The organism is Brevibacillus schisleri (assembly GCF_055685845.1).
Genome location: NZ_JBVNDM010000001.1, coordinates 2573315 through 2595854, shown reverse-complemented (window position 1 = coordinate 2595854; position 22540 = coordinate 2573315). Strand labels below are relative to the sequence as shown.

At 48.7% G+C, this 22540-nt stretch carries 26 protein-coding genes; 1 reads left to right on the top strand and 25 read right to left on the bottom strand.

Annotated features, from left to right (window positions below; all coding sequences use genetic code 11):
* Window positions 1-120: 120 nt before the first annotated feature.
* From recN to dxs, 5 genes are all read right to left on the bottom strand, one after another.
* Window positions 121-1845 (bottom strand): DNA repair protein RecN, encoded by a 1725-nt coding sequence (gene recN / locus ACUUHJ_RS12895; protein ID WP_289677602.1) that lies wholly within the window; start codon window positions 1843-1845, stop codon window positions 121-123.
* A gap of 16 nt (window positions 1846-1861) precedes the next feature.
* Complete coding sequence (ahrC, locus tag ACUUHJ_RS12890) at window positions 1862-2311, bottom strand: transcriptional regulator AhrC/ArgR (RefSeq protein WP_289677601.1); 450 nt, start codon at window positions 2309-2311, stop codon at window positions 1862-1864.
* 5 nt (window positions 2312-2316) lie between these two features.
* Window positions 2317-3174, bottom strand: coding sequence for an NAD(+)/NADH kinase (locus tag ACUUHJ_RS12885; RefSeq protein ID WP_289677600.1), 858 nt, complete (start codon window positions 3172-3174; stop codon window positions 2317-2319).
* A 128-nt stretch (window positions 3175-3302) separates the two neighbouring features.
* A complete protein-coding gene (locus ACUUHJ_RS12880; RefSeq protein ID WP_289677599.1) occupies window positions 3303-4121 on the bottom strand; it encodes a TlyA family RNA methyltransferase in 819 nt (272 codons plus the stop codon).
* Window positions 4118-6004 carry a 1-deoxy-D-xylulose-5-phosphate synthase gene (dxs, locus tag ACUUHJ_RS12875; protein WP_289677598.1) on the bottom strand — a complete coding sequence of 629 codons (1887 nt, stop codon included), beginning with the start codon at window positions 6002-6004 and terminating at the stop codon, window positions 4118-4120. The genes ACUUHJ_RS12880 and dxs overlap by 4 nt, the downstream gene beginning before the upstream one ends.
* A 247-nt stretch (window positions 6005-6251) precedes the next feature.
* Between dxs and ACUUHJ_RS12870 the strand changes: the two genes are divergently transcribed.
* The gene (locus ACUUHJ_RS12870) at window positions 6252-7946 is read left to right on the top strand and encodes a M3 family oligoendopeptidase (protein WP_289677596.1); all 1695 of its coding nucleotides are present in this window, start codon (window positions 6252-6254) and stop codon (window positions 7944-7946) included.
* Between the two features lie 53 nt (window positions 7947-7999).
* Here the strand turns inward: ACUUHJ_RS12870 and ACUUHJ_RS12865 are convergent, their stop codons facing one another.
* The 20 genes from ACUUHJ_RS12865 to ACUUHJ_RS12770 form a co-directional block, all read right to left on the bottom strand.
* Window positions 8000-8902 carry a polyprenyl synthetase family protein gene (locus ACUUHJ_RS12865; RefSeq protein WP_289677595.1) on the bottom strand — a complete coding sequence of 301 codons (903 nt, stop codon included), beginning with the start codon at window positions 8900-8902 and terminating at the stop codon, window positions 8000-8002.
* Entirely contained in the window at window positions 8899-9153 is a 255-nt protein-coding gene (gene xseB / locus ACUUHJ_RS12860) for an exodeoxyribonuclease VII small subunit (protein ID WP_048032540.1), read from the bottom strand. The genes ACUUHJ_RS12865 and xseB overlap by 4 nt, the downstream gene beginning before the upstream one ends.
* Window positions 9122-10504, bottom strand: a complete 1383-nt coding sequence (xseA, locus tag ACUUHJ_RS12855) for an exodeoxyribonuclease VII large subunit (RefSeq protein ID WP_289677592.1) — start codon at window positions 10502-10504, stop codon at window positions 9122-9124. The genes xseB and xseA overlap by 32 nt, the downstream gene beginning before the upstream one ends.
* Before the next feature lie 112 nt (window positions 10505-10616).
* Entirely contained in the window at window positions 10617-11471 is an 855-nt protein-coding gene (gene folD / locus ACUUHJ_RS12850; protein ID WP_289677591.1) for a bifunctional methylenetetrahydrofolate dehydrogenase/methenyltetrahydrofolate cyclohydrolase FolD, read from the bottom strand.
* Between the two features lie 88 nt (window positions 11472-11559).
* A complete protein-coding gene (locus ACUUHJ_RS12845; protein ID WP_472299053.1) occupies window positions 11560-12522 on the bottom strand; it encodes a tRNA (adenosine(37)-N6)-threonylcarbamoyltransferase complex transferase subunit TsaD in 963 nt (320 codons plus the stop codon).
* Between the two features lie 18 nt (window positions 12523-12540).
* Complete coding sequence (gene nusB, locus ACUUHJ_RS12840; protein WP_026133982.1) at window positions 12541-12945, bottom strand: transcription antitermination factor NusB; 405 nt, start codon at window positions 12943-12945, stop codon at window positions 12541-12543.
* A gap of 47 nt (window positions 12946-12992) precedes the next feature.
* Complete coding sequence (locus tag ACUUHJ_RS12835) at window positions 12993-13205, bottom strand: DUF2273 domain-containing protein (RefSeq protein ID WP_012686029.1); 213 nt, start codon at window positions 13203-13205, stop codon at window positions 12993-12995.
* Between the two features lie 12 nt (window positions 13206-13217).
* The gene (gene amaP, locus ACUUHJ_RS12830) at window positions 13218-13775 is read right to left on the bottom strand and encodes an alkaline shock response membrane anchor protein AmaP (RefSeq protein ID WP_472299051.1); all 558 of its coding nucleotides are present in this window, start codon (window positions 13773-13775) and stop codon (window positions 13218-13220) included.
* A 153-nt stretch (window positions 13776-13928) separates the two neighbouring features.
* Entirely contained in the window at window positions 13929-14345 is a 417-nt protein-coding gene (locus tag ACUUHJ_RS12825) for an Asp23/Gls24 family envelope stress response protein (RefSeq protein ID WP_012686027.1), read from the bottom strand.
* A 69-nt stretch (window positions 14346-14414) separates the two neighbouring features.
* Window positions 14415-15770 (bottom strand): acetyl-CoA carboxylase biotin carboxylase subunit, encoded by a 1356-nt coding sequence (accC, locus tag ACUUHJ_RS12820; protein ID WP_172137820.1) that lies wholly within the window; start codon window positions 15768-15770, stop codon window positions 14415-14417.
* Between the two features lie 16 nt (window positions 15771-15786).
* Entirely contained in the window at window positions 15787-16287 is a 501-nt protein-coding gene (gene accB / locus ACUUHJ_RS12815; protein WP_012686025.1) for an acetyl-CoA carboxylase biotin carboxyl carrier protein, read from the bottom strand.
* A 207-nt stretch (window positions 16288-16494) separates the two neighbouring features.
* Window positions 16495-17169 carry a SpoIIIAH-like family protein gene (locus ACUUHJ_RS12810; protein WP_142496230.1) on the bottom strand — a complete coding sequence of 225 codons (675 nt, stop codon included), beginning with the start codon at window positions 17167-17169 and terminating at the stop codon, window positions 16495-16497.
* A 13-nt stretch (window positions 17170-17182) separates the two neighbouring features.
* Window positions 17183-17878 carry a stage III sporulation protein AG gene (gene spoIIIAG, locus ACUUHJ_RS12805; RefSeq protein WP_289677587.1) on the bottom strand — a complete coding sequence of 232 codons (696 nt, stop codon included), beginning with the start codon at window positions 17876-17878 and terminating at the stop codon, window positions 17183-17185.
* A 31-nt stretch (window positions 17879-17909) separates the two neighbouring features.
* Window positions 17910-18605 (bottom strand): stage III sporulation protein AF, encoded by a 696-nt coding sequence (gene spoIIIAF, locus ACUUHJ_RS12800; RefSeq protein WP_472299050.1) that lies wholly within the window; start codon window positions 18603-18605, stop codon window positions 17910-17912.
* Between the two features lie 8 nt (window positions 18606-18613).
* Entirely contained in the window at window positions 18614-19810 is a 1197-nt protein-coding gene (gene spoIIIAE / locus ACUUHJ_RS12795) for a stage III sporulation protein AE (protein WP_016739904.1), read from the bottom strand.
* 16 nt (window positions 19811-19826) lie between these two features.
* Entirely contained in the window at window positions 19827-20216 is a 390-nt protein-coding gene (gene spoIIIAD / locus ACUUHJ_RS12790; RefSeq protein WP_005827266.1) for a stage III sporulation protein AD, read from the bottom strand.
* A gap of 13 nt (window positions 20217-20229) precedes the next feature.
* Window positions 20230-20433, bottom strand: a complete 204-nt coding sequence (gene spoIIIAC, locus ACUUHJ_RS12785) for a stage III sporulation protein AC (RefSeq protein WP_007725726.1) — start codon at window positions 20431-20433, stop codon at window positions 20230-20232.
* A 16-nt stretch (window positions 20434-20449) separates the two neighbouring features.
* Complete coding sequence (gene spoIIIAB, locus ACUUHJ_RS12780; RefSeq protein WP_289677583.1) at window positions 20450-20968, bottom strand: stage III sporulation protein SpoIIIAB; 519 nt, start codon at window positions 20966-20968, stop codon at window positions 20450-20452.
* Complete coding sequence (gene spoIIIAA / locus ACUUHJ_RS12775; RefSeq protein WP_087343770.1) at window positions 20956-21918, bottom strand: stage III sporulation protein AA; 963 nt, start codon at window positions 21916-21918, stop codon at window positions 20956-20958. The genes spoIIIAB and spoIIIAA overlap by 13 nt, the downstream gene beginning before the upstream one ends.
* Window positions 21919-22061: 143 nt before the next feature.
* Window positions 22062-22538, bottom strand: a complete 477-nt coding sequence (locus ACUUHJ_RS12770) for a CD1247 N-terminal domain-containing protein (RefSeq protein WP_472299049.1) — start codon at window positions 22536-22538, stop codon at window positions 22062-22064.
* Window positions 22539-22540: the final 2 nt, after the last annotated feature.

Genomic DNA, 22540 nt, shown 5'->3' with positions numbered 1-22540 from the left:
ACCAGCCAAGCGGATTATGTCAGGAAAATAACCCACTCAAAACATTAGAAAACCAGCCTTCACAACCCCTTGACGAGACCACGTTGTTCTTCCTCCAATAAAAAAAGACCGCCAACCAAATTAACTGACGGTCTTTCGTTCACGGCCGAGGAGGATCATCTCGCGCGCATGTTCTTCTGTTTTTGCTGTGACCTCTGCCCCGCTTAGCATACGAGCCAGCTCTGATACCCGTTCATCATCAGACAAACGATTGACCCGCGTCTCTGTTTCATTCTCGCTCATTTCCTTTTTAATCAGAAAATGCGCATCTGCCATGGATGCGACTTGTGGCAAGTGAGTAATGCACAGGACCTGGCGCTGCCCAGCGACTCGGGCGAGCTTTTCTGCTATCGCTTGAGCTGCTCTTCCGCTTACACCCGTGTCGACTTCATCAAAAATAAGGGTCTCCACTTGATCCGTGCCTGCCAAAATCGTTTTAATGGCCAGCATGACGCGAGACAACTCCCCACCAGAAGCAATCTTCGCCAAGGGACGCAATGGTTCTCCCGGGTTAGGTGAGATTAAAAACTCAATCTGATCCATTCCATTCGCATCTACAAAGCGCTTGATTCCGTCGATTTCTACCCCATCATCATCCGGTGTCTGTCTAACGTCGATGGCAAAACGAGCCCTCTCCATGTGCAGTTCTTTTAGCTGCTGCTCGATTTCTTGTGCGAGCTTTCCTGCACATTCGGAACGAATAACCGACAGCTCCAATGCCTCCACTGCCAAATCGGCTGCCAGCTCCTGCAATTGCTTTTCCACCTGCTGGAGACGATCTTCGTAGTGATGCATGTCATCCAATTCATCCTGAATCGTGGCCGCGTACTCCAAAATATCGTCTACGCTTTTGCCATACTTGCGTTTTAGCGACTGGATTTGATCAAGGCGGCGCTCTACTTCTGCCAGCTGTTCCGGTTCAAAATCCATTTGGTACGATAATTGACGAAGGTTATGCACCACATCTTCTATCTGATAGTATGCCGATTGGACTATCTCCAAAATCGGAACGAGCTGTTCTTCGTAGTTCACACCACGCTCGAGCTCTCCCATCGCATGTCCCAACCAATCCATGCCCTTCTGGTCACCATGTAATGCGCGGTATGCATCTTGAATCGTTGAATAAACTTTTTCAATGTTCATCCACTTTTTCCGCTGCTGCATGAGCTTCTCGTCTTCACCAGGCGTAAGGGTTGCCGATTCAATTTCATCGAGCTGATATTGCAACAAATCGATACGCTGTACCAGCTCTCGATCGTTGCGGGCCATACGCTCCAGATCTTGCTTTGTTTTGCGGTACGCCGTATACAGGGTACTGTACTCTTGTTTCGCAGCTCCTAACGCACTTTCCCCGTACGCGTCAAGCCAATTGATATGCTTGTCAGACTGCATCAGCATATGCGTATCGTGTTGTCCATGTACCGTAACCAGCCATGGCCCTAACTCACGCAGCATTGCGAGAGTCACGAGCTGTCCATTGATTCGAATGATACTCTTCCCTTGGTTCGAGATATCTCGGCGTACCACGAGCATTCCATCTTGCTCAATCTGGACGCCGACATTCTTGCAAACGTCAAGTCCAGGGTGACCAGGCGGCAATTCAAACAGTCCTTCCACTTCTGCACGAGGCTCACCATATCGGACAAAATCAGCCGACGCCCGGCCCCCTAACAACAGTCCCAGTGCATCGATAATGATGGATTTACCGGCACCAGTCTCCCCTGTCAGGATGTTTAAGCCTTTTTGGAATGAAACCGTCACTGATTTGATGATGGCAAAATTTCGGATCGAGAGTTCCACTAGCATCGCGAGCGACCACCTTCTACAACATTTCCATTAAGCGTTTTGTCACTTCATTGGTATTCTCTTTGGAACGGCAAATAATCAGGATGGTGTTGTCGCCACTGATTGTCCCCATAATTTCTTCCCAGGGAAGGTTGTCAATCAGTTCAGCTACCGCATTCGCATGTCCCGAAAGTGTCTTCAGTACAATAAAATGATCGGCCTGGTCAATGCTAGTAAAGGAATCCACAAGCATGCGTTTCAGCTTTTGCAGTGGATTGAATTTTTGTTCAGCAGGCATTGAATACTTATATCGTCCATCAGGGAGCGGCACTTTTACCAAATGTAGTTCCTTGATGTCTCGGGATACAGTCGCTTGCGTCACGTTAAAGCCAGCAGTCCGCAAGCGGTCCACCAGATCATCCTGTGTTTCCACCTCTTGATTACTGATGATATCCCGAATACGAATATGTCGTTGCCCTTTGTTCATATGGATTACTCCCATTCCCCTTGTAATTTCGTTCGTATCGCTTCGAAAAAGCCACCTTTTTTCCACTTAATCAGCGGAGTAACACACGGTGACTTTTTAATGTAAATCTGATCGCCGCCCTCGAGTCGATAGCCAAACTGACCGTCAATGGACAGTCCCATCTCCTGATGAATGGCATCCACTTCGACCCGGATCGTTTGATTGCCTGACAATACCATTGGTCGAGCCGTCAAGGAATGAGGAGCCACTGGTGTCAGTAATAGCATGTCCACATTGGGAGCCACTATCGGACCGCCTGCAGAAAGTGAGTATGCCGTTGATCCTGTCGGCGTGGAGACAATGACACCATCTCCACTGAACGTCGCGACGTACTCATCATCCAAAAAGACTGCACATTGAATGATCCGGCAAAATGACCCTTTGGCAATCCCTATATCATTCATGGCCGTGTATGTCCCCAGTGTGATTCCTTTTCGCACCAAACAAGCTTCCAGCATCGCTCTCTTTTCAATGTCGTACTTTCCTGAAAGGAGATTGTCGACAGCCTGAGGCAGATGCTCCGGTTCCGCTTCCGACAAAAAGCCCAACGTGCCTAAATTGATTCCAAAGATCGGGATAGAGTGACCGGCAAGCTGGCGAGCAATTCTGAGTAGCGTGCCATCGCCTCCCAATACACAAACCAAATCCGCTTGGTTCCCCATCTCTTCTACAGATGTGCCCAGTTCTGGATGCCCTACATCTAATGCGATATGATCATCCAGGAATACTTGCGCCCCTCTGTCCTCCAGTAAATACAACAGTTCCCGTGCAACGATACGTGCTTCGGGTTTTCCTTTGTTCGCTATGATTCCAATTTTCTTCACGTGGTCCACCCCAAAACTGGTTGGTTGGAAATCCTTCTTGAACAACCTCATATACAAGTATACAACTTCACATGCATAAATAAAAAGCCTCGATTGTGACAAAACTCCCGAGGCTTTGGTTTTTTATCCTATTTCAAATTCGCATGAGCAGACGCAACTACCTCTGTTACGCATTTCAGCCAAGCTTCCGAATCCATGCCGCTTTCACTTTTTTGGACATGCATAACAAATTCAATGTTTCCTTCTCCCCCTGTAATGGGAGAGTAATCCAAGCCCTTTAGCGCGAAACCCAATCCACTGGCAAATTGACCGATGTCAGTCAGTACGCTTTCGTGTACGTCTGGATCACGAACGATTCCATTCTTTCCGACTCTATCCTTGCCAGCTTCAAATTGAGGCTTGATCAGAGCGACGACGTCACCGCCATCCGTCAGAAAACGGTACAGCACTGGCAAGATCAATCGCAACGAAATAAACGATACGTCAATCGATGCGGCGTTTGGCCGTTCATGTTCAAACGCATCCGGGTCCATATGACGGAAATTCGTCCGTTCCATGACGACCACTCGTTCATCCTGTCGCAAGCTCCACGCGAGTTGTCCGTACCCGACATCAATGGCGTATACAAGCCGCGCACCGTTTTGTAGCGCACAGTCCGTAAATCCGCCAGTGGACGCCCCGATGTCCATCATGACACGATCCTTCATGTCGATTTCAAAGACACGTAATGCCTTTTCCAGCTTGAGGCCACCCCGACTCACATACGGGTGTACCTCGCCCTTCACCGTAATCGCAACATCCTCGGCAAATTTGGTTCCCGGCTTGTCACAGCGGTCGCCAGCTACCTGCACAAGACCTGCCATTACGGCTGCTTTTGCTTTTTCTCTGGTCTCATAATGGCCTCTTTCGACCAAGAGAACATCAATCCGTTCTTTTCTTACACTCATGCTTCCACTACGCCCTTCGAAATTGGCATCAAGGATCGGACACGAGCAGCGATATGATCAGCTGTGAGCCCTACCTCTTGCCGCTGTTCCTTCACACTTCCATGCTCAACAAAATAATCTGGTACCGCGACAACCTGTACATTCATGCCGTGATAGCCTGCACGACTGTAGCATTCAATGACAGCGCTGCCGAAGCCGCCCATTTCACTGCCTTCTTCAACCGTAATGATATCGTAGCCTTCCTTTGCCAGACGGAATAGAAGCTCTTCGTCCAACGGCTTGCAAAAACGTGCATTGACCAGCATCGGTTTGATTCCTTCTTCTTGAAGCTGATTGACCGCCGCCTCAGCAATTTCGAATACGTGACCGAACGAGAGAATCGCCACGTGTTTGCCTTCGCGTACAATCTCCGCTTTTCCGATTGGGAGCACTTGCAGTTCTTCATCCATATTGACGCCACGAGTCGGCAATCGCGGATAACGATAAGAGATCGGACCGCCTTTATATTCCACTGCTGTCTTCATCATGTGACGCAGCTCATTTTCGTCCTTCGGTGCCATGATGACCATATTCGGAATGATTCGCATGAATGCCACATCGTACATCCCTTGGTGTGTCTCCCCGTCTGCTCCGACGAGTCCAGCACGGTCAACGGCGAAAATCACATGGAGCTTTTGGCGTGCGACATCGTGGATTAACTGATCATAGGCTCTTTGCAAGAAGGTCGAATAAATCGCAAAGACCGGCTTCAAGCCTTGTGTCGCTAATCCTGCCGCAAATGTACATGCGTGCTGCTCTGCAATCCCAACGTCAAACAGTCTGTCAGGATACTTCTGTCCAAATGGGATCAAGCCTGAACCCGCTGGCATCGCAGGAGTCACAGCCACAATGGAATGGTCTTCATCCGCAAGCTTCATCATGGTATCAGCAAAAACGGATGTATACGTTGGTGCAGATTTCGGTGTATCACCTGATTCGATTTTATACGTACCGATTCCGTGCCACTTGACCGAGTCAGCCTCAGCTGGCGCATAGCCAAGTCCTTTTTTCGTGATAGCATGGATCAATACAGGTCCTTTTGTATGCTTGGCCGTTTTCAATGTATCGAGCAACAGCTCCATGTTATGTCCGTCAATCGGACCAATATACGTAAAGCCGAGTTCTTCGAAAAGAACGCCAGATACGAGCAGGTACTTCATGCTGTCCTTGAAGCGCTCAGCCATATGAGCCAATTTGCCCCCTACAGCCGGTATCGATTTCAACAAGCCTTCAACTTCATCCTTCGCCCACTGATAGTTCTCCGTCGAGCGAATTTTCCCCAAGTAGTTGTGCAAAGCACCAACGTTTGGCGCAATAGACATCTCGTTATCATTTAGCACAACGATGACATTCTTGCGCTCATGACCGATGTGGTTCAAGGCTTCTAAAGCCATACCGCCTGTCAGCGCACCGTCACCAATCACAGCAACGACATGGTTCTTTTCCTTTTTCAAATCCCGCGCAGTCGCCATCCCCATTGCGGCAGACAACGAAGTACTGCTATGCCCGGTTTCCCAGACGTCATGCGGGCTTTCCACCATTTTAGGGAACCCGCACAGACCTTTGTACTGGCGCAAGGTCGGAAACATCTCCCGGCGTCCTGTCAGCATCTTATGTACGTAGGCTTGATGTCCGACATCCCAAATCAGCTTGTCTTTTGGACTGTCAAAAACGTAATGCAGAGCTAGCGTCAGCTCGACAACTCCCAGATTCGGCGCGAGATGTCCGCCTGTTTTCGAGAGCGTTTCGATTAGAAACTGACGGATCTCGGATGCCAATGTATGTAACTGCGGTTGCGTGCACTTTTTCAAGTCTTGAGGATCATTTATAGTAGTAAGCAGCATTGGTATTCCTCACTTTCCACTGTTCGTTCTCCGGCGATTGTGCATGCTGCATATCAATCAAGCCACTAGAAAACCCGGCTTTCCTTATTGCTATAGCCGATTCCGCTTATTTTCAGCTTGATTCATTATAACGGTTTCTTAATAAAAACACCACTTTTGATCAACATATACGAATATGAAGGCGATATCTTGTATTTTCTGGTAAGATAATTTTGAATACATACTCCGAACAAAAGAGGTGACGTCCGTGAAGTTCTCACAAATTCAGTATGAGCGCATGGATATGAACGAAGTTGAAGGACAATTCACGCAATTGTTGGAAGCGTTTCAACATGCTTCAAGCTTCTCCGAGCAAGATACAATCATGACTCAATTGAACAAACTGAGACAAGAAGTGGAATCTGCGCGGTATGTCGCACAAATCCGCCACACGATCAATACAGAAGATTCCTTCTACAAGGCGGAGCAGGACTACTGGGATGAAGCCACTCCTGTATATACCGGCATCGTTTCCCGCTATTATCAGGCGATCGTCGATTCTTCCTTCCGCGCTGAATTGGAGCAAAAATGGGGAGCACAGCTGTTTCGCATCGCGGAGAGCACACTCCGTACATTTTCGCCAGAAGTCATTTCTGATTTGCAGGAAGAAAACCGTTTGGCCAGTCAATATGTCGCACTGAAAGCTTCAGCCAAAATCATGTTTGAAGGAGAAGAGCGAAACCTTTCAGAGATGGTTCCTTTTACAATTGCGAAAGATAGAGACATGCGCAAACGTGCGAATGAAGCGAAGTATGATTATATGCGGCAACATACGGACGAATTTGATCGCATCTACGATCAGCTCGTCAAGGTACGCACACGCATCGCCAAAAAACTCGGCTTCAATAGCTTTGTGGAGCTAGCTTATGCACGTTTGAACCGTACCGACTACAATGCAGAAATGGTAGCCATTTTCCGCCAGCAAGTGCTTGAACACATCGTTCCAGTAGCATCAAAGCTCGTCGAACGTCAGCAACAACGCATTGGTGTCGATACACTTGAGTATTACGATCTTTCCTTTGATTTTGCTACAGGGAATCCAAGCCCGAAAGGCCCACCGGAATGGATTGTGGAAAACGGGAAAAAGATGTATGCCGAATTGTCACTTGAAACGGACGAATTTTACAACTTCATGCTGGATAATGACTGTTTAGATTTATTGAGCAAAAAAGGGAAGGCAACTGGCGGCTACTGTGAATACATCAGCCAATACAGGCTCCCCTTTATTTTCGCTAACTTTAATGGTACGTCCGATGATATCGACGTACTTACACACGAGGCAGGACATGCGTTTCAGGTGTATGTAAGCCGAGATTTTGAGGTGCCTGAATATCATTTCCCAACCTATGAGGCGTGTGAAATACATTCGATGAGCATGGAGTTTTTGACGTGGCCATGGATGGAGCATTTTTTCAAGGAAGATACCGACAAATACAAATTCTCACATCTGAGCAGCGGACTCCAGTTCATACCGTATGGCGTATCTGTTGATGAGTTCCAGCATGTTGTCTACGAGAATCCAGATATGACCCCTGCGGAGCGTAAACAGGCTTGGCGTGAAATTGAGCGCAAGTACCTACCGCATCGCAATTACGCACAAAATGCGTATCTTGAGGAGGGCGGGTTCTGGCAGCAGCAAACCCATATTTTCCAAAGCCCCTTCTATTACATCGACTACACACTGGCCCAGATTTGCGCGTTCCAATTTTGGAAACGATCTCAATCTGAACCAAAACAAGCTTGGGAGGATTATTTGACGCTTTGTCGCGAAGGCGGAAGTAAATCGTTCCTCGAGCTGGTACAAGTGGCGAAGCTCTATTCTCCATTTGAGGACGACTGCATTCCATCGGTGATTGGCGAGATTGAACAATTCTTAAATAGCATTGACGATAAAAGCTTGTAATCGGTAGGTATGCAAAAAAGCTGGCAGTTCCCGTACGGGTTGCCAGCTTTCCCTTATTTATTGCGATCACGCACGTAGTCTGCCAACGGACTGAGTGCAGAGTTCTCGATTCCAGCATCCGCAAGCGCTGCTTTTGCCTCGGTAATCAATTCGTCAAGACGCGCCTTCGATTCGGCTAGACCAAGAAGTGATGGGTACGTTGCCTTTTCCCGATCCGCATCGCTGCCAACTGCTTTTCCCAGCGCTTGGGCATCCCCTTCCACATTCAAGATGTCATCCTGAATTTGAAAAGCAAGACCTATGCAAACACCATAGCGTGTCAATGCTTCCATTTGGCCTTCGGATGCTTCTGCGAGGTAGCCTCCTCCGCGCAAGGCTCCGATCAAGAGATCACCTGTTTTGTGACGATGGATAAATTCGAGCTGATCCAGATTAAGGCGCTTGCTCTCCCCTTCAATATCAGCCATCTGTCCGCCGACCATGCCAGTTGCTCCTGCACGTTTTCCCAGCTCCGCAATTAGGTTCACGGTAGTAGCCGCTGAAACATCGGTGCGATCCATGTAAGCTTCTGCAATGTATGCAAACGCACGCGTCAGCAAGGCATCTCCTGCGAGAATGGCTGTTGCTTCACCGAATACTTTGTGATTAGTCGGTTTACCGCGACGAAGATCATCGTCGTCCATCGCAGGGAGATCATCGTGAATCAAGGAGTACGTATGTATCATTTCCAGGGCAACTGCAAATGCCACGCCCCGTTCAATCGGCTTATCCAATGCTTCGAGGACCGCCAACACCAGCATAGGACGCAACCTTTTTCCGCCTGCCATGAGCGAATACTTCATGGATTCGTACAAGTTTTCCGGAACTCCTTGCTGCTCAAGGGCTGGCAGGAGTCTTTGTTCTATATAAGCGGTCTTTTCCACCAAATAACTCTCGAATGTATGCACGCCGATCATGATTCTCCTTCCACGCGAAACGCCTTCTGCTTTACCTGTCCGTCTTCTTCCACCAACTGGGTAATCTTCGCTTCGATTGCATCCAGCTTTTGACCACAAATTCTGGAAAGAGTTACTCCTTCCTGATATAAGGTAATCGCTTCTTCGAGGGGAATATCTCCTTCTTCAAGTCGATTGACGACTTCTTCCAGGCGCTTCATCGCGTCCTCGAACTGCATATCAGTCTCTTGTTCTGTTTTCTTGCGAGCCACTCTGCTTCTCCTCCTCCCGAATCACTTTTTCCACACGTGCTGTCGCACTGCCATCACTTAATCGTACCATGATCTCATCGCCAGGAGCAAACTGTTCCACTGATTTCACGAGCCTGTCATGGGTGTATACGAGTGAGAATCCACGCTGCATGACCTTCAGTGGACTCAATGCTTCCAATGTAGCTATACGAGCTGCGAATGCCATTCTTTTTTGATTGAGGCGCCCCAGCATCCGTTCGTCCAAGGTGGCGCGGAGCTTAAACAGATTTTTTCTTTTATCTCCAATTTGATCAGCAAAGCGATAGCGCTTGATCTGTTCATCTAATCGCGTATAGCGTTCGCGTCTTCTGTCCAGTAAATGCTTCATGGATTGACGCATCCGCAAGTGTGCCCGATCCAATCGTTCTGCGGCTTCCTCCAGCCTCCGCTCCGGTTGGCGCATCGCATACGAATTGCTCAAACGTGTCAAACGGTTTCTCTGCTCTGTCATGGTACCACGTAATGCTCGATGCATCCGTATCTCGAGCTGCCGCACTCTTTCGACCCATTCCAAATAATGCGGTACAGCCAATTCAGCTGCGGCTGTCGGCGTAGCTGCCCGTACATCTGCTACGAAGTCGGCGATCGTCACATCCGTCTCGTGTCCTACAGCGGAGATGACGGGAATGAGTGAAGTAGCGATTGCCCTCGCGACGTTTTCATCATTAAACGCCCAGAGCTCCTCGATGGAACCTCCACCACGCCCTACAATGAGAACATCAATGTCAGGCTGATCGTTCATGATCCGAATAGCGGAGACAATCGATGCAGGTGCATCCGCACCTTGGACAACGGCTGGTGAAAGTACGATTTCTGCTTGCGGATACCGTCTGCGAATCGTCGTGCAAATATCTCGGATGGCAGCTCCTGTCGGAGAAGTGACGACACCGACACGTTTGGGAAAACGCGGGAGCATCCGCTTTCTCTCTGCTGCAAACAACCCTTCTTGCGCCAATTTTTCTTTCAGCTGCTCGAATGCTAAATAAAGCGAGCCAAGACCGTCTGGCTGCATCTCTTTGGCGTAGAACTGATACGCGCCATCCCGTTCGTATGCAGAAATAGACCCTCGCACAATCGCTTTTGCTCCATCTTTGGGCAAGAAACGCAGGAAGCGATTATAACTCGCAAACATGACGACTTTGATGCGTGACTGCTTGTCCTTTAGCGTGAAATACATATGACCGCTGGAATGGTGGGTAAAATTGGAGATTTCTCCTCTCACCCATATATCTTGCAGGTGGGGTTCCTTTTCCAGCACCAGCTTAATATAACGATTAAGATCACTGACAGATAAAATATCTTGTAATGCCATGCGGCCCCTCCTTTACAAAAACTTGGCTTTGCCGTGCATGCAACAAGGACTATGCAAAAGAATGGATAAAGCTTATGCCTTATCCATTCTATAATAAGTTGCCGATTTTCTTCTATTGTTTTGCTTGCTTTTTCGCCGCCGCAACAGTATTTTTCAGCAGCATCGTAATCGTCATCGGGCCGACACCGCCTGGAACTGGTGTGATAAAGCTAGCCACTTCTTTGACCTCGTCGAACTTGACATCTCCAACCAGCTTACCCGTTTCAATGCGATTCACACCAACATCAATGACGACAGCGCCCGGTTTAACATGCTCCTTGCCGATCATATGAGCCCTACCAGTTGCAACCACGAGGATGTCCGCCTTTTGGGTGTATTCCTCGAGATTTTGCGTGCGAGAATGACACATAGTTACCGTAGCATTTTCCTGTTGCAACAGCAAGGATACCGGCTTACCAACGATGTTGCTGCGTCCGATAACCACTGCGTGTTTGCCTGCCATCTGGGTGCCTGTGCGCTTGATCAATTCAATAATTCCATGCGGTGTGCAAGGAAGCATCGTATCATTTCCCAATACCATGTTCCCTATGCTAATCGGATGGAAACCGTCCACATCTTTTTCAGGAGCAATGGCTTCAATGACCGCATGCTCTGAAATATGAGCAGGAAGAGGAAGCTGAACCAAAATCCCATTAACGTTCGGATTTTCGTTCAACTGTTGAATGATAACCAACAACTCTTCCTCTGTGATGTCAGCGTCCTTCCGAATGATGTCGGATGAAATACCGACTTCCTCGCAGCCTTTTGCCTTACCCCGTACATAAGAGTGAGAAGCTGGGTCGTCTCCTACAATGACAACAGTCAAACCCGGTACGACCCCTTGTTTTTTCAATTCAGCTACTTCGTTCGCCAATTCGGCCCGAATACTCTGTGCGACTTCTTTTCCCTGGAGAATGGTTGCAGCCATGGAGAAAATGCCTCCTTTATCAACGTCGATACGTTAAGTGTACCGATTTCTCCCCCAGCTGTAAAGGCGAATTATAAAAAGTTCTTATTTATTTAATGTTCGCCTTTCGCTTCATCCAACCCAACATTGCGACTCCATAGGCATTATCACCGGAGTAAACAGGGTCACAGAAGTACAGCTTCGCCTTCACGGCAGGGTGTTCCAGGCGTTTGATCAGCCGCTCACGAATGTAATAATTAGCAGCTACTCCTCCGACAATCAAGATGTCCTTCGGGTAGCCTTGCTCTACTGCATGGCGCAAGGACTTCCCTAGTGCATTGGCAATACATTGCTCTGTCGCTCGCGCAATCTCAGCAGGGCTCGTACTCCCCTTCTCCACTTCCCGTAAAAGCGATGCTTCTGGACCAGAAAAACTAAAGGAAAGTCCGTCAACTGCCGAAGAAACCCGAAACTCACCTGTTGCTCCCTTTGCTAACTGCTCCAATGCAGGACCTGCAGGAAAGGACAGACCAAGTGCCACACCAATCCGATCGACCAGTTGACCTGCGTGCAGATCGATCGTCCCACCGATTTTCTCAATGGTATAACCGGCTGCATGACGGTCGCACAACAGCAACTCGCTGGTACCTCCAGACAAGTGCACAGCCAAAAAGCGGTCTTCTGTCGGACGCACCTCAGCAGTGTATTCCCCTGCCGCGATATGTCCCTCTTGATGAGTCGTCAAGTGCAGGGGAACTCGCAAATAAGTCGCCAGCGATTTCGCCAAGCCCTCTCCAACTTTAAATACGGGCATATACGATCCGTCTTGCGGGCGAGGCTTCTCGCTCACACAAATCGCTGCAATCTCGTAGTCCTTCCACTTCATCTCTTCACTTAATTCCGGCAGGTTCATCACATGCTGAAAGACGGCTTCGGATTGTTGCAGTCCGCGCTTGCCCTCCTTTACTTTCAAAAGGCGTTTTGCTTCTGCGACAATTCGGCCGTCTTCCTCAGCCAAGCACAGTGATGTCCGGTAATTGCTCGTGTCGATTCCCAACATTACCTTACTCATGCTTGTATCTCCTACCTATTACGCCTGCTTGGTTTCACGTGATTGCAAGAAGCTCGACAACACACCGTTAATGTACCGGTGGGACTGCTCGTCGCTAAAGAGCTTCGCGACCTCAATCGCTTCGTTCATCACGACTTTGTCAGGTGTGTCTTGCTCAAACATGATCTCGTAAAAAGCCAGACGAAGAATAGCGCGATCTACATTGGCGATGCGTTCCAATTGCCATCCACGCAGATACTTCTTGATCTCTGCATCAATCTCAGTCAAGTTTTTCAATACACCATCGAGGAGATAACGCAAATACTGTGCATTTTCCTCGGATTCTTCCATGACGAGGGCAACCGCATCTGTTAGCGGAACCTCTGCCATATCAATTTGGAAAAGACATTGAACTGCTTTTTCTCGTGCTGTTCTTCGTTTCATACCATTCATTCACCTACTAATTAAAATGAGCTCGGACTTTTCTTCTTTCACCGAAACTTGCCTGGCAAAATCTTGTCGAGTATTTCACGCAAGTCTTCTTTATGATCGAGCTTTCGTCCAATATAATAACCGGTCCCGACAAACACAACAAAAACCAGTGTATCCCAAAATCCCACGAGAAGGTAGATGATGCCTAAAAAAAGTCCGGCAAAAACCCCCATTAGCTTCCCCTTGTGTTCCCACATTAACTCCCGCATCATTTACTTCACCTTCTATTCCACCCGTTTACGAGACGAGTAGTTTTCCTGCTGAGCTACTTCCGTCACGACAATGGTCACCTCAGAAATGACAACACCAGCAATCCCCTCGACTTGCTCCTTCACGTCAGCTTGTAGCTTCTGTGTCAGTTCAGGCAATGGCGTTTCTCCATCTACCGAAACACGCAGGGTGATAATATTGCCGCTCTCGAGTGCTTTGACTGTCGTTTTCATATCGCGCACGCCTTTTACTCGGCGGGCGGCACGCTCTGCAATGGTCTGGATCGTCTGAATCGTAATGTTGACCTCACCCAAATCACTGCGCTGACGGATTCCCCGTTCTACTTTAGGCTTGTTAGAGCGGAAAGAACTGAAAAAGAAGCGAAGGCTGACTACGAGGAAAATGATCGCGACAATGAGATAGGTGATGTTCGTACCCGCCAGCATCTGATCCACATATGGACGGAAAAATTCTTGCGAGATCAATCCGCTGGTCGCTGCTATCGCGATGCAGGACAAAACAATGAGCGCAAAGCTATAAATCGTCAAGATAAAGCGGTCAAACAAGTTCACAAGCACCTCTCCTTTCAGCCATGTTTGAAAAAGGAGACAAACACGGCACGCTCCAGAAAACTCCATGAATTTATGCTCTACGCCTAAACAAAAATCACGTTTTCAAATGAGGAAAATGCCCCCTGTTCGTAGGGGGCATCCATCCGCTGCTTGTTAGCGCACGCGCTGGTGTTCTTCAACCGGTACTGGAGCCGGTACTTTTTCTTCTGCTTTCAATTCAACATCAACGATATGTACGTTTACTTCCACTACCGAAAGACCTGTCATGCTCTCAATCGCATTGCGTACACTATCTTGAATATTTCGAGCGACTTCCGGGATGCGATGTCCGTATTTGACAATGATCGAAACATCCACCGCCGCTTCGCGGGAGCCAACCTCTACACGCACACCACGTGCTATATTTTTACGGCCTAATCGTTCAGCTATTTCTCCTACGAAACCGCCGCTCATTTGCGCTACACCTTCTACTTCGGACGCCGCCATGCCGGCGATCACTTCCAACACTTCGGGAGCGATCTGGACTTTACCAAGTTCTGTTCTATCTAAGTCTGGAGTAAACTCTTCCATGCTTCGCACCTCCCTCTAATTTGTAATTCATTATACCAAGCACACCGTATTTTTACAAATCAGCCCTACTTACTCTTCATCCAGGTTCAAGTCGTAGGTTTCCAAGAATTTCGTATCGAAATTCCCGCTGACAAATACTTCGTGCTCTAATACCTTCAAATGGAATGGGATCGTTGTCGTAATACCTTCTACGACGAATTCACCCAACGCACGCTTCATACGGTCAATTGCTTCGTTACGATCCTTGCCCCACACGATCAGCTTGGCGATCATCGAGTCGTAGTATGGTGGAATGGAATATCCCGCATACGCTGCACTGTCTACGCGCACACCAAAGCCGCCTGGCGCCAAATATTCCGTGATACGACCTGGCGAAGGCATGAAGTTTTTCGCAGGATTCTCAGCATTAATGCGGCATTCAATAGCCCAGCCATCCAATACGATATCCTCTTGCGTAAAGGACAATGGTTGGCCTGCCGCTACGGTCAGCTGCTCCTTGATCAGGTCAAAGCCAGTCACCAGCTCGGTCACAGGATGCTCTACCTGAATACGCGTATTCATTTCCATGAAGTAGAACTTTCCATGTTTGTCCAACAAAAACTCGACAGTTCCCGCACCGTGATAGGAAACGGCTTTTGCCGCCGCAACAGCAGCATCCCCCATTTGTCGGCGCAGCTCTTCACTCAATGCTGGAGATGGCGCTTCCTCGATCAGCTTTTGGTGACGGCGTTGGATGGAGCAGTCGCGCTCACCCAGGTATACGGCATTGCCATGCTTGTCAGCCATGATTTGAATTTCCACATGGCGCGGGCCTTCTACGAACTTCTCCAAGTAAACACCTGGATTGCCAAAAGCCGTTTTCGCTTCGTTTTGCGCCTGACGGATCGCTTTTTCCAAATCTTCATCGTCAACGGCTACGCGCATACCGCGTCCGCCGCCACCCGCCGTCGCTTTGACCATGACAGGATAGCCAATCTCGTTTGCGGTAACGACAGCGTCAGCCACATCTTCGATCAGCCCTTCCGTACCTGGTACAGTAGGTACACCTGCCGTCTTCATCGTATCCTTCGCTGTGGACTTGTCCCCCATCTTCACAATGGCTTCTGGGTCTGGACCGATAAAGGTAATGTTACATGCGGCACAAATCTCGGCAAAATCGGCGTTTTCTGCCAAGAAGCCATAACCAGGATGGATGGCGTCTGCCCCTACCTTGGTCGCTACACTCATGATGTTTGCTATATTCAAATAGCTTTCCTTGGATGCCTTGGGACCAATACAGTAGGCTTCGTCGGCCAGCTTCACATGAAGCGCTTCACGATCCGCTTCGGAGTAGACGGCGACCGTACGAATGCCCAACTCGCGGCATGCACGGATAATACGCACGGCAATCTCCCCGCGATTGGCAATCAATACTTTTTGAAACATTCCGCTCTCCCCCACCTTATTCTGGCTTCACCAAAAACAATGCTTGGCCATACTCAACCAATTGGCCGTCTTCTACGAGCACTTTCACGATCTCTCCGCTTACTTCTGCTTCGATTTCGTTAAAGAGTTTCATGGCTTCCACGATGCAAACAACTTTGCTCGCATTCACTTTGTCACCAGCTTGTACGTAAGCCGGCTTGCCTGGTTCTGGTGCGCTATAGAAAGTTCCTACCATTGGAGATACAATCTTGTGGAGATTAGCGTCATCCGCCGCTTGTACAGCTGCTGCTTTCGGAGCTTCTGCTGCGACTGGCGCTGCCGCGACAACTGGCTGAGCCGGGATATGTGCTACGGGTGCTGCAACAGGAGCTTGAACCGCTGGTTGCGTGACGACAATCGTTTCCGTACCATTGGATTTTTTCAAAGACACCTTGGCACCTTCTGTTTCCAAGTTAAATTCTTGAATGGATGATTGATCAATTAACTTAATAATTTCACGGATTTCATGCATTTTCATTACGAACAAGCACTCCTTCTTTTCTTTCAATAGAGGTTCGTGAAGTCCAGTATGTATCCTTTTGGCAAACCATAAATCCATGGTAGCCTGTTGCCTAAACCACGTCAAGAAAGGATTTCCCCGCTTCTTTTCTAACAGAAGCGAGAAAATCCTTACCATCATGCCCCATTCTCCTATCCGTTATAACGAGAAAGTGCCGTAGCTTGATTAGGATGCCTTGTATTGTACGTTAATGTTTGTCGCCGGGATATTCAGGTGTTGCTTCACGTTGGCAATGATTTCCACTACCTCGTTTGCGCTCAATTTATCTTTTTGTACAATGACTGTCGCAATGTCATTTTGGACAGTAACGACCGCATCCTGATAGCCGCTCGCCTTGAGCATTTCTTCAGCAGTCATCGTAGCACTTTCCATATTGGACAGTTCTTCAAACTTGGCCATCGCTTCAGCGACTGCCTGCGGAGAGGACTCCGTGCTGTTTACGATTGCTAGCTGTTCGTCTTTTTGTTGCGCCAGCATGGCTTCGCGTTTCATTTTGAAACCTTGGAAGATTTCACTCGCCGTTTCTGCTACTGGGACGACCGTGTTCGATGTGGCTGGTTTTGCTTCTGGTGCAGTAGGAGTTTTCGCTCCTTGTGTGCCAGTTTTTCCTTCTACAGGGTTTGCTTTTGGAGCTTGATCGACAGGCGTTGCTTGTGGGGCGTGATCAACTTGCTTGGATTCAACCACCACACCGGAAATTTGCTCTTGCTTCTGGACAGCGTGCTCTTGTCCTGATGTTGGGACCTGATCTTGCGGTCCCTTCACCAAGTAATATCCAGAGAGCACAACCATGACAGCAAGCATTGTCAACAACCAAACCGTTTGCTTTCGCAGAATCATTCGCCATTACCTCCTACCCTTTTTTGGGCAAAATGGATATTTTATAAGCGGGAACATCCAAAACCTTTTGAACGGCTTCAGTGATCCACGCTTTAACCTGGATGTTATCGGCCCCTTTCGCTACTACCAGGACCCCGCGGACTTTCGGCTTCAACGTCTTCACAATAACAGGGGCATCTTGCTTGCCGCCTTGCACGATGACGACCTGCTCATCTCGTGACTGATCATTTTGATTGCGGGTTGCCTTTTCTTTGTCCATTTCCTGATTGGTTGAGGAACGAATGTTGCGATTTTTTTCTACAACCAGCTCTGGTGTTGATTCCAGATTGACCATGACCTGTACTTCACCGACACCGACAACAGAAGCGAGGATCTCGCGAAGCTGTGTCTCGTAAATGTTTTCATACTCTGCAATGATATCTGTAGTCGGTGATCCCCCCAACACCTGGGAAGTTGCATCGCCTCCAGGAGAACCCTGGGCCTCACTCCCTATATCTCCAAATCCGAGTGGCTGGTCTTTTTCCACTCTGAGAAAGTCCGTCAGAATCATGATGGCTACGCCAATTCCCAATATGACGATGAAATAATGCAGCGGCTTTAGCTTTTGGTTTTTCCCCTTGCTCCCCACCACGATTTTCTTTTCTTCCTGCATCGTCTCGCCTTGTTTCTTCATGAGCAGACTTTTCAGCTTTTCCCACAATTGGTTCATTGTTTTCACCTCGCTTCACTGACTGTATCCGCTACTGTTTCTCTCTTTCTCTCGATTCGTCTTTGATGACGACCTGGCTCTTCGAAAGCCCCCACTCTTTGGCGACATCGTTTGTGATTTGCGCGTAAAGTGGATTGTCATAATGAGCTGTTGCTGCCATATCTGCTTTGGGATCAGGTTGCATTTCAATGGGTTTGCCGATCGTAATCTCAACAGGCTGGACAGGCTGGACAGGCTGGACAGGCTTAATCGGTTCAATCGTGCTCTGCCCTTTTTGCTCTTCCTTGTTCGCGTCACTGACTACCAGCTCGATTCGTTCAAGGATTGGCTGTTCCGGATTTTGCTGATTGACGGTAATCGTGACATCATCGACAGTTACGCCGTACTGCTCTTTGACACTGGCTTTTACCGAGGACGCTACCTGTGACTGAACGTAAGCCGTCATCTGTTGGTTTTGTTGACCAAGCAGCTTGTCAGTGATGCGTTTCCATTCTGCCGAAGCAGGCTTGTTCAGCTCTTGTTGGTATCGATCCAGACGAAAGGCCAGATCTTCCTGCGAGAGACTGAACAGACTGAACACGGGAGAAATGATCGTCAGCAAGAGAATCAAGCCCATCACCATTTTTACGTAGCGTTGCAGTGTCGTATTGGGCAGGATCAGATCGAGGAAGGCAGCCAAAAGGACGAGCAGGATAATTTTTTTCAACCACAGGGTTAACCACGTCATTTCATCACCTACCGAACCATCATGGAGATGTTGCCCGCCGCAATCATGATCGTAATCGCTAGAAAGAACATCAAGCCGACCGTTGCCAAAGCAGCGAAGACGAACAATAGACTTTTCCCAATCGTACCTAGCGCACTGATGATTGGGCTGTTTCCAAGCGGTTGGAGTACGGCAGATGACAGATTGTAAATCAGAGCCAGTACCAGTATCTTCAAAGCCGGAAACGCGCATAGCATGATCAGGATCAAAACACCCGCCAAGCCCACGGCATTTTTGACCAGTAACGAGGCATTGAGTACAGTATCTGCCGCATCGGAGAACACACGACCTACTATCGGGATGAAATTGCCCGTGATGTATTTCGCTGTTCGGAGAGTGACCCCGTCCGCAACGGCTGAAGTCGCTCCTTGTATGGAAATGATGGCGAGAAAGATTGTCAGAAATGAACCAAGGACACCCATTGCAATATTGCGTAGCAAGGTCGCTAACTGCGTGACTTTGTACCTCTCTGAAAACAGGCTGACGATAGAGAGCATCGCAGAGAGGAACAGAAGCGGGAACACGACGTAAGAGATCATCATGCCGCTTGTGTTGATCATGAAGATAATCAGCGGGTGAAACATTGTGGCGGATGCCAGATTGCCTACCGAAGCGAGCAGCGCGATGACGAGCGGGATCATGGCCAGCATGAAATCAGACATGTTCGCGATTGCGTCTTTTGCATAGGTAATGGCAACATGAAAGCTGTTGATCGCAAGTACCATCAAGACGAGATACGTAATCGAGTACGCCACTGTCGATACCGCATTGCGTTCAAAGGCGTTCTGCATCGTTTCGAGAATCATCGCGAAGACCGTAATGATAATGATGGAGCTGAGCAGCTTGCCATTCATCAAAATCTCATGAAAGATGAACTTGCCCATTCCTTGCAGGACTCCTGAAATACTGAAGTCACCTTGCTGCATGAGGATTTGGATAAAGCCTTCCGATTTCAAATCGGGCAAGTACCCTTTATAGTCGCGCAACAACTGTTTCCAATACTGTTCGACTCGGTCTAGCTGCAAGTGATCGACCTGTTGTTGCACGATTTGATTAATCGGACCGGCTGCGGGTGCCACAGCGGGTGTCGCAGTAGCTGACACAGCAACTGGAAACAAGGCAAGGAGCAGGAACCAGAACAGGATCAGCTTGCAAGTGTGTGCCATGGACATCCCACCTCCCTTATGCCGGCAACAAGTCGATCACTGTTTCGATAATGATTTGGATGATTGGTACAGCCATCACCAGGATGAGGACTTTTCCAGCGAGCTCGATTTTCGAAGCAATCGCACCTTGTCCAGCATCTCGGGTCATCTGTGCACCGAATTCAGCGATGTAGGCAATTCCGATGATTTTTAGAATCGTTTCCAGAAACACAAGGTTCAAATCTGCTTGAACCGCCAATCTTTCCAAAATCCGAATAACCTCTGCTATTTTTCCGACGAGAAAGTAAAAGATGATGACCCCGCTCGCGATCGCCAGCAAAAAGGCGAACATCGGCTTCTGTTCCTTAATGACTAGCGCGAGAATCGTAGCCACCAGTCCTAGTCCGACAATTTGTACAATCTCCATCTGGAGCCCCTCCTCAGTTGAACAGGAAGACGCGTTTTACCTCGGAGAACAAGTCACCGATGTAATGGGACACCATGTACAGGACAATGATGAATCCGACCAGAGTTGCCCAATGCGCAATATCTTCCTTGCCCGCCTGCTTCAGGACCGTATGCAGGATGGCTGTAATGAAACCTACTGCTCCTATCTGGAAAACAGGTGTCAAATCAAAATCCACTGTGAACACCTCGCCTTTAGAACATCAGGATGACGACCAAGAGTCCACCTAAAAAGCCCAAACTCTTGTACATTTTTTCGTACTTTTCCTGTTCCGCACGAGCCTCCTCTTCCAGCCCTCGCAGGTGGGTGACAGCTAGGCGCAAATGCTTTTGCTGGTCTTCCCGATCGGATGATCCGAGTACCTGACCTAGACTCTCAAGCACCTCTCGCTCTTGTCTGCGCAAGGCGGTTTGGGTCCAGAGTCTATTCATTGCTTGTTGCAAGGCTTCCTCAGCCGAATGCGCCTTTTCTGTCTGTAGGAATTCCGCGGCCATAAGAAATACTTTCCCTACCTCTTCGGAAACGCGATGACCGACCTTCACAAACGCTCGCTGTAATGGAGTCATCCCGAACACGATTTCCGTTTCGAGCATTTGTAGAGCAACGAGCAGAGCCCGAAGCTGGACGGGACGATTCGCGTAATACTTGCCGATCTGCCAACCAACCATCGACGCCGAAAACAGAATGAGTACGGCTCCCATCAGCTTGACCATGCAGCCTTCTCCCTTTCAACCAGGTTCATGCTTTGATCGTAGATGGCCTGGATCGTTCCGACACCTTTTGCGCGGCTGAGTACGATATAGCGCGAAAAGGCACCATATCGAATCAGCTTGCCTAGCATAGGGCGTTCGGCTACTTCCTTGACGCTCGCTCCATGCGCCGAGCAAATGACGGCTACACCCGCATGAATCGCTTCCCAAACTGCGTCGCCATCTTCCGCTCTTCCTACCTCGTCCACAATCAGTACATCAGGAGACATGGAGCGAATCAGCATCATCATCCCGACAGCTTTTGGGCAAGCGTCCAGCACATCCGTTCGCGGACCGACATCTCGTTGAGGAACTCCTTGCAAGCATCCCGCCAACTCAGAACGCTCGTCCACAATTCCTACCTTGCGACTTGAAGACCACTCGCTCCCGTAGCTGATGGTTCGTGCGATATCACGCAACAAGGTTGTCTTCCCGCATTGGGGTGGGGAGATGAGCAGCGTGTTTTGCAATTTGCCATCCTCAAACAAATACGACATGACCTTTTTGGCCGCGCCCTTTTTCTCGCGGGCAATCCGGATGTTGAAGCTGGTCACATCTCTGATTCCCTTCACTTCTCCTTTGTCCAGCACCACTTTCCCCGCAATGCCAATGCGATGACCGCCAACTACCGTGATGTAACCCCTTTTCAACTCTTCTTCCAAGGCATAAAGAGAATGCTGGCTGACCTGGTTTAAGAGTTTTGCTGCCTCTTCTGCTGAAAATAGCCATCCTTGTGCAGGTATCGAGGTGATTTGCCCCGACGATGTCACATAGCTGGATTGTTGGCCAAACCGGACTTCTAGCGGCTGGTTTTGCCGAAGCCGAATCTCTTCCAGATTCTCTCTTACCGCGATAGGAAGGGCCGTCAAAATCGTTCGTAAAGTTGCTGGCAATATCGTCAAGATCTCATTCATCAGGTACCCTCCTTTTTGCAGCCTTCTGCCTTTGTCCACTTTGACTTACCTCCATCCTATGCAGAGGTGGACGAGATTTATGCAAAAAAAATAGCTTGCTCTCGTGCTAGAAAGACGAGTGCAAGCTTTTCCTATTGGAATCATCAATTATCCGATTTCTTGTTATCCACCGGCTCTATTACATAGTGTCTGAAACCTTCCTCATCTTTGCCCTCGTGCAGATAGATTTCTTTCTGGCAGCTAGGGCATGCAAACTCGTAAGTCGTATCGAGATGGGGATCTACTTGTGCTTCGTATTGCTGTGCGTCTTCATCATCATCCAAATCGTAGAAAGTCGCGTACTCGTCGTCATCATCCTCACAATCGACAACCGTTTCATACAAGTCATCATCATCTTCAAAAAGGTAGAGCTCAATGTCCTCTAAGTCTTCATCCAAGGCCTCCACATAATCCTCCGCCTCTTCCACTCGCGCGTGAAGCTCTCGTAGCTGACCCTGCACCTCATTTAGAATCTCAATCATCTCTACCATAATTTTTCCTTCGGGGCTTTTCTCCCCCACTTCCAATCCATCTGCCAATCCTTGCAAGTATGCGATTCGATTCGCCAATGATTCTGGCATCC